This window comes from Plantactinospora alkalitolerans (genome assembly GCF_015690345.1).
Lineage (GTDB): Bacteria > Actinomycetota > Actinomycetes > Mycobacteriales > Micromonosporaceae > Plantactinospora > Plantactinospora alkalitolerans.
Window position 1 is genome coordinate 1 of sequence record NZ_JADPUN010000277.1, and the last position, 6,058, is coordinate 6,058.

A 6,058-nucleotide genomic window follows, 5' to 3' on the forward strand; every position below is an offset into this window, starting at 1 on the left:
TCCACCAGGTCGCCGCGCACCAGCAGCGGCGGGTCGGCCGCCGCGACGGCCGCCGCGGCCCGCAGCCGGGCGCGGCGGTGGGTATGCTCCGGCCAGACGAGCGCCTCCAGCCACGCGACGTCCGCCGGATCCGTCACGTCGAGCGGGTTCAGATCCAGGCCGGCCCGCCACACCACCTCGGGTACGCGGGCCGGCGGCGCCATTCCGGTCGCCTCGCACTCCAGCACCGGCTCACCGGAGCCGACCGACGTCCCGCCGTACCGGTAGGCGTACCGGTCGGGATAGAGGCAGAGCCCGGCGGACGCGCCGACCTCGATCAGCGCGAGCGGCTGCGGCAGCGCGGCGAGCACCGGCAGCAGTACGGCACACCGCCCGGCCTCGTTGGTCTGCGTGGCCCGGCTGCGCAGCTCCGCCTCGATCGCCGGCCAGTTCGCCACCGTGTAGCCGCGGAACGCGGTCGGATCGTCGATCGGACCACCGAGCAGCCGTACGACGCCGAACAGCAGGTTGGGCTGGCGCCTGGCCGGCGGAAGCGCGGCGAGCAGGGCCAGGATGTCGTCGTCCCGAGACACGGCGTGGGCCAGTCGTTCGTACCCGGGCGACACACCGTGTGCCTCCCGCGCGGCGAAGTCGGCGTAGATCGTGGCGGCGGTCATCTCCCAATGGTCGTCCTCGAACTCCCGGCGTTCAACGCCAGGGTTCGGCGAGGGGAGCCGGGCGAACAGCCCGACTCCCCTGTGCCGTTACCGCGCTCTCGACGGCGCCTCGACCGTGACCTCAGCTGCACCCGGAGGTGGAGCCGCAGCCCTCGCAGACGTAGCAGCTACCGGCGGGGCGCATCTTGGTGCCACAGGTGAAGCAGAGCGGAGCGTCCTGTGCCTTGCCCAGCACCGCTTCCAGCAGTTCGGTCGAGGAGCCGACCTGCGGTGCCGGCCGCTCCGGCGCCGCCGCCTCGACCTGGCGTTCCGCCGCCGGCTCCGACCTGGTCTCCACCGGTGCGGACGCGGCCATCGCGGCGAGGTCGACGGCGCTCTCCGCCTCCGCCTCCGCCCGCAACTGCGCGGCCCGCTCCTTGGCGGTGAAGATGCCCAGCTCCGCCCGCCGCTCCTGGGGCAGGAAGTCCAGGGCCAGCCGCCGGAAGATGTAGTCCATCACCGAGGCTGCCATCCGGATGTCCGGGTCGTCGGTCATCCCGGCCGGCTCGAACCGCATGTTGGTGAACTTGCCGACGAACGTCTCCAGCGGCACGCCGTACTGGAGACCGATCGAGATCGCCACCGAGAAGGCGTCCATCACCCCGGCCAGCGTCGAGCCCTGCTTCGACATCTTGAGGAAGACCTCGCCCAGACCGTCGTCCGGGTACGACGACGCCGTGAGGTACCCCTCGGCCCCGCCGACCGAGAACGAGACCGTCTCGGAGGGCCGCTTCTTCGGCAGCCGCTTGCGCACCGGGCGGTACTCGACGACCTTCTCGACCGTCTTCTCCGGCGCGGCGGGCTCGACGGCCTTCGCCGGCTCCCGCTTGGACGCCGACAGCGGCTGACCGACCTTGCAGTTGTCCCGGTAGATCGCCAGCGCCTTGAGGCCCAGCTTCCAGCCCTCGAAGTAGATCTGCTCGACGTCGGCGACGGTGGCCGCCTCCGGCATGTTGACAGTCTTGGAGATCGCGCCGGAGATGAACGGCTGCACGGCCGCCATCATCCGGACGTGCCCCATCGGCGCGATCGACCGCTCGCCCATCGCGCAGTCGAAGACCGGGTAGTGCTCCGGCTTCAGTCCGGGCGCGTCGACGACGTGGCCGTGGTCGGCGATGTGCTCGACGATCGCCTCGACCTGCTCCTCCGGGTACCCGAGGCTGCGCAGCGCGCGCGGCACGGTCTGGTTGACGATCTGCATCGAGCCGCCGCCGACCAGCTTCTTGAACTTGACCAGCGCCAGGTCGGGCTCGACCCCGGTGGTGTCGCAGTCCATCATCAGCCCGATGGTGCCGGTCGGGGCGAGCACCGACGCCTGCGCGTTCCGCCAGCCGGACTTGTCACCGATCTTGTTGCCCTGGGTCCACTGCTTGGTCGCCTCGCGGACGATCTCGGTGGCGACCGTGCCGGTGGGCTTGATCTCGTCGTTCGCGGCGGCGTGCTTGCGCATCACCCGCTTGTGCGGCTCGGCGTTGCGGGCGTACCCGTCGTAGGCGCCGACCACGCCGGCCAGCTCGGCCGAGCGGCGGTACGCGGTACCGGTCATCAGCGAGGTGATGGCGGCGGCGACCGAGCGGCCACTCTCGGAGTCGTACGGGTGGCCGGTCGCCATCAGCAGCGCGCCGAGGTTGGCGTACCCGATGCCGAGCTGCCGGTACGCCCGGGTGGTCTCCCCGATCTTCTCGGTCGGGAAGTCGGCGAAGCAGATCGAGATGTCCATCGCGGTGATCACGAACTCCACCGACCGGACGAACTTGGCCACCTCGAACCCGCCGTCGGCACGGAGGAACTTCATCAGGTTCAGCGAGGCCAGGTTGCACGAGGAGTTGTCCAGGTGCAGGTACTCCGAGCACGGGTTCGAGGCGGTGATCCGGCCCGTCTCCGGGCAGGTGTGCCAGTCGTTGATCGTGTCGTCGTACTGGAGGCCGGGGTCGGCACACTCCCAGGCGGCCTGGGAGATGGTCCGGAACAGCCCCTTCGCGTCGACCGTTTCGATCACCGCGCCGTCCAGCCGGCCGCGCAGGTCGAACGTGCCGCCGTCCTGCACCGCCCGCATGAACTCGTCGGAGACCCGGACCGAGTTGTTGGCGTTCTGGTACTGGACGCTGACGATGTCGGAGCCACCGAGGTCCATGTCGAAACCGGCGTCGCGGAGCGCGCGGATCTTGTGCTCCTCGCGCGCCTTGGTGACCACGAACTCCTCGATGTCCGGGTGGTCCACGTCCAGGATGACCATCTTGGCCGCCCGCCGGGTGGCGCCGCCGGACTTGATGGTGCCCGCGCTGGCGTCCGCGCCGCGCATGAAGCTGACCGGGCCGGAGGCGGTGCCGCCGCTGGAGAGCAGTTCCCGGGACGAACGGATCCGGGACAGGTTCACTCCGGAGCCGGAGCCGCCCTTGAAGATCAGCCCCTCCTCCTTGTACCAGTCGAGGATCGAGTCCATCGAGTCGTCGACGGCCAGGATGAAGCACGCCGAGACCTGCTGCGGCGAGGCCGTGCCGACGTTGAACCAGACCGGCGAGTTGAAGCTGAACACCTGGTGCAGCAGCATCCAGGTCAGTTCGTGCTCGAAGATCTCCGCGTCGGCACCGGTGGCGAAGTAACCGTGCTGCTCCCCCGCCGCCCGGTACGTCCGCACCACCCGGTCGATGAGCTGCTTGAGTGACCACTCCCGCTCCGGCGTACCGACGGCGCCCCGGAAGTACTTGGTGGTCACGATGTTGGCCGCGTTGACGCTCCAGGAGTCCGGGAACTCCACGCCCCGCTGCTCGAAGTTGATCGAGCCGTCTCGCCAGTTCGTCATCACGACGTCCCGGCGCTCCCAGGTCACCTCGTCGTACGGGTGTACGCCCTCGGTGGTCCAGACGCGTTCCACCTTCAACCCCGTGGTCGCCGCCGACCGGGTCCGTGACTTGCTCGCTGTCACACCTTCCCCCGACATCTCATCCGCCCCCTTGCGCGCACGACTCTTCCCGTCGTGCGTCCGTCGCTGATTCGAAAACTGAAAGAACTAGCCGGTCGGAGCGCTCGGCGCCCCGACGACCCCGATGCCGTCCCCCGACTGGCTCCGGGCCATCGCCGCCGCGCGCAGCGTCTCGATCTCCCGCTCGAAGTCGTCCAACGACTCGAACGACCGGTACACGCTGGCGAAGCGCAGGTATGCCACCTCGTCCAACTCCCGGAGCGGCCCCAGGATGGCCAGCCCCACGTCGTGACTCGGCAGCTCGGCCGCGCCCTTGGCCCGGACGGTCTCCTCGACCCGCTGCGCCAGCAGGGCGATCGCGTCGTCGTCCACCGGGCGGCCCTGACAGGCCTTGCGTACGCCGCCTATGATCTTGGTCCGGCTGAACGGCTCGGTGACCCCGCTGCGCTTGACCACCGCGAGCACGGCCTCCTCGACCGTGGTGAACCGCTTGCCGCACTCCGGGCAGGACCGCCGTCGGCGGATCAACTGGCCGTCATCGGCCTCCCGCGAGTCGACCACCCGGGAGTCGGCGTGCCGGCAGTACGGACACCGCATCGCCGACCTCCTTCCGCCATCACGACCATCGCGCGGCTCTCGCCCGACGGGCAGCCACCGGCCACGGATCCGCCACGCCAGGTGGCTCCCGCGGTGTTGGTGAACCTGAGAGCTGCGGGTAGTTGAACCCCAACTTCTAGGCGACTTACACCCATGTCACTACTACATCTAGGGGTCGACCGTATGTCGCCGACGGGCCGAGGTCAAGTTGACGGGGCGTGGCGCGGCACGCAAATCTTCAACCCCGTGGCAGGGCGGGCGGTTACCGCTCCGTAGGCAGAATCAGCCGCTGCCCGGCGTGCACGGTGTAGTCCTCGAGCCCGTTCAGTCGACGGATCTTCTCGATCACGGCGAACGGCTGCGAACCGGGCCGGTGCCGCTCGGCCACCGACCAGAGGGTGTCGCCGGGACGCACCACCGCGGTCGGCACCGGTCCCGGCGGATCGGCGGCCCGGGACGCCGGCGCCAGGATCGCCGCCAGACCGGCCACGAGCAGCAACAGAAAAACCGTCACGACCAGTCGACCCCGCCGGGTCAGTCGCAGCCGGCCACCTCCGGAAGCCCTCGGCACCCCCGCCGCACCCATCGCGACCTCCAAGATCGAACACCAGTTCTAACGAACAGACGTACGATGGGTCTACCAGAACACCCGTTCGAAGTCGAGTCTTCAGAGGCGACACGCCGCGCCGATGTCGTACAGATGTTTGAAACTATGTGATCTCACCTATACGGTCGTGAACATCGACGCCGGATCCGCCGCTGCGGACTTCCGGCGCCGACCCCACGACGCACCACGAGCCGCCAAGGCACCCACCGCCACCAGGAGGACGACGTGTCGACCGACGACCGGACGAGCCGGCAGAAGCCCCAGAAGAGCGGCGTACCAGGCACCCGGGCCAGCCGACGCACGGCCGGGCCGCAGGCTCGGGACGGCGCGCCCGCCCTGCGGGCCGTCGCCCCGGTGAGCACGTTCCCGGACCTGGTGACCGCGGACCTGACCGCCCGGCAGCGACGCATCCTGGAGTTCATCCGCGACTGGGTGGAGCGGTACGGCTACCCGCCGAGCGTCCGCGAGATCGGTGAGGCGGTGGGGCTGGTCTCCCCGTCCAGCGTCGCCTACCAGCTCAAGGAGCTGGAGCGGAAGGGATTCCTGCGACGCGACCCCAACCGTCCGCGCGCGGTGGACGTCCGGCCGCCCAGCGAGCTGATCGACGACGAGACCGCCCGCGCCCAACGTCCCACGCCGGCCTACGTGCCGCTGCTCGGTCAGATCGCCGCCGGTGGCCCCATCCTCGCCGAGCAGGCCGTCGAGGACATCTTTCCGCTGCCCCGCGAACTGGTCGGCGAGGGCGAGGTCTTCATGCTCCAGGTCAAGGGCGACTCGATGCTCGACGCGGCGATCTGTGACGGCGACTGGGTCGTCGTACGCCAGCAGCCGACGGCGAACGCGGGAGAGATCGTCGCGGCGATGCTCGACGGCGAGGCGACGGTGAAGACCTACCGCCGCCGTGACGGGCACGTCTGGCTGATGCCGCAGAACCCCGCCTTCGACCCGATCCCGGGCGACGACGCCACCATCATGGGCCGGGTGGTGGCGGTACTCCGCCGGATCTGACGTCCCCGCCGCTCGTCGACCGGCCACCCGTCAACGGCTGGTCGACGTGGTCGGTCAACGGTGGTGGTAGTAGTAGTTCGGTCAACGGTGGTCGTAGTAGTCGTCGGGATGCCCACCGGACCGCTGGCGCGGCTGACCGTACTGAGCACCGCGCGGCACCGGGCCCTGACCGTTCCGCGGCGGGCCGCCACGCTGCCCACCCCGGTGCTCGTCCGGGCCGGGCCGGGC

Annotated in this window: 5 protein-coding genes; 1 reads left to right on the forward strand and 4 read right to left on the reverse strand. The window is 70.1% G+C overall.

Translation table 11 applies throughout. The annotated features are described in order from the left end of the window. The 4 genes from I0C86_RS32110 to I0C86_RS32125 all read right to left on the reverse strand — a co-directional run. On the reverse strand, window positions 1–656 hold a 656-nt coding region (locus I0C86_RS32110), incomplete at its 3' end, for a DUF2332 domain-containing protein (protein WP_196205048.1). Between the two features lie 121 nt (window positions 657–777). After that, a complete protein-coding gene (locus tag I0C86_RS32115) occupies window positions 778–3,636 on the reverse strand; it encodes a vitamin B12-dependent ribonucleotide reductase (protein ID WP_196205049.1) in 2,859 nt (952 codons plus the stop codon). Window positions 3,637–3,705: 69 nt separating this feature from the next. Continuing rightward, window positions 3,706–4,215 carry a transcriptional regulator NrdR gene (nrdR, locus tag I0C86_RS32120; protein ID WP_196205050.1) on the reverse strand — a complete coding sequence of 170 codons (510 nt, stop codon included), beginning with the start codon at window positions 4,213–4,215 and terminating at the stop codon, window positions 3,706–3,708. Between the two features lie 262 nt (window positions 4,216–4,477). Next, window positions 4,478–4,729, reverse strand: a complete 252-nt coding sequence (locus I0C86_RS32125) for a LysM peptidoglycan-binding domain-containing protein (RefSeq protein WP_323373974.1) — start codon at window positions 4,727–4,729, stop codon at window positions 4,478–4,480. 318 nt (window positions 4,730–5,047) lie between these two features. Here I0C86_RS32125 and lexA point away from each other — a divergent pair, with 318 nt between their 5' ends. Next, on the forward strand, window positions 5,048–5,830 hold the full coding sequence (lexA, locus tag I0C86_RS32130; RefSeq protein ID WP_196205051.1) for a transcriptional repressor LexA: 783 nt from the start codon (window positions 5,048–5,050) through the stop codon (window positions 5,828–5,830). Window positions 5,831–6,058 lie beyond the last annotated feature (228 nt).

What these genes read in the sequence shown, in the direction of transcription:
- I0C86_RS32115 (WP_196205049.1), bottom strand. Translation starts at nt 3,636, where the DNA reads ATGTCGGGGGAAGGTGTGACAGCGAGCAAGTCACGGACCCGGTCGGCG.
- nrdR (WP_196205050.1), bottom strand. Translation starts at nt 4,215, where the DNA reads ATGCGGTGTCCGTACTGCCGGCACGCCGACTCCCGGGTGGTCGACTCG.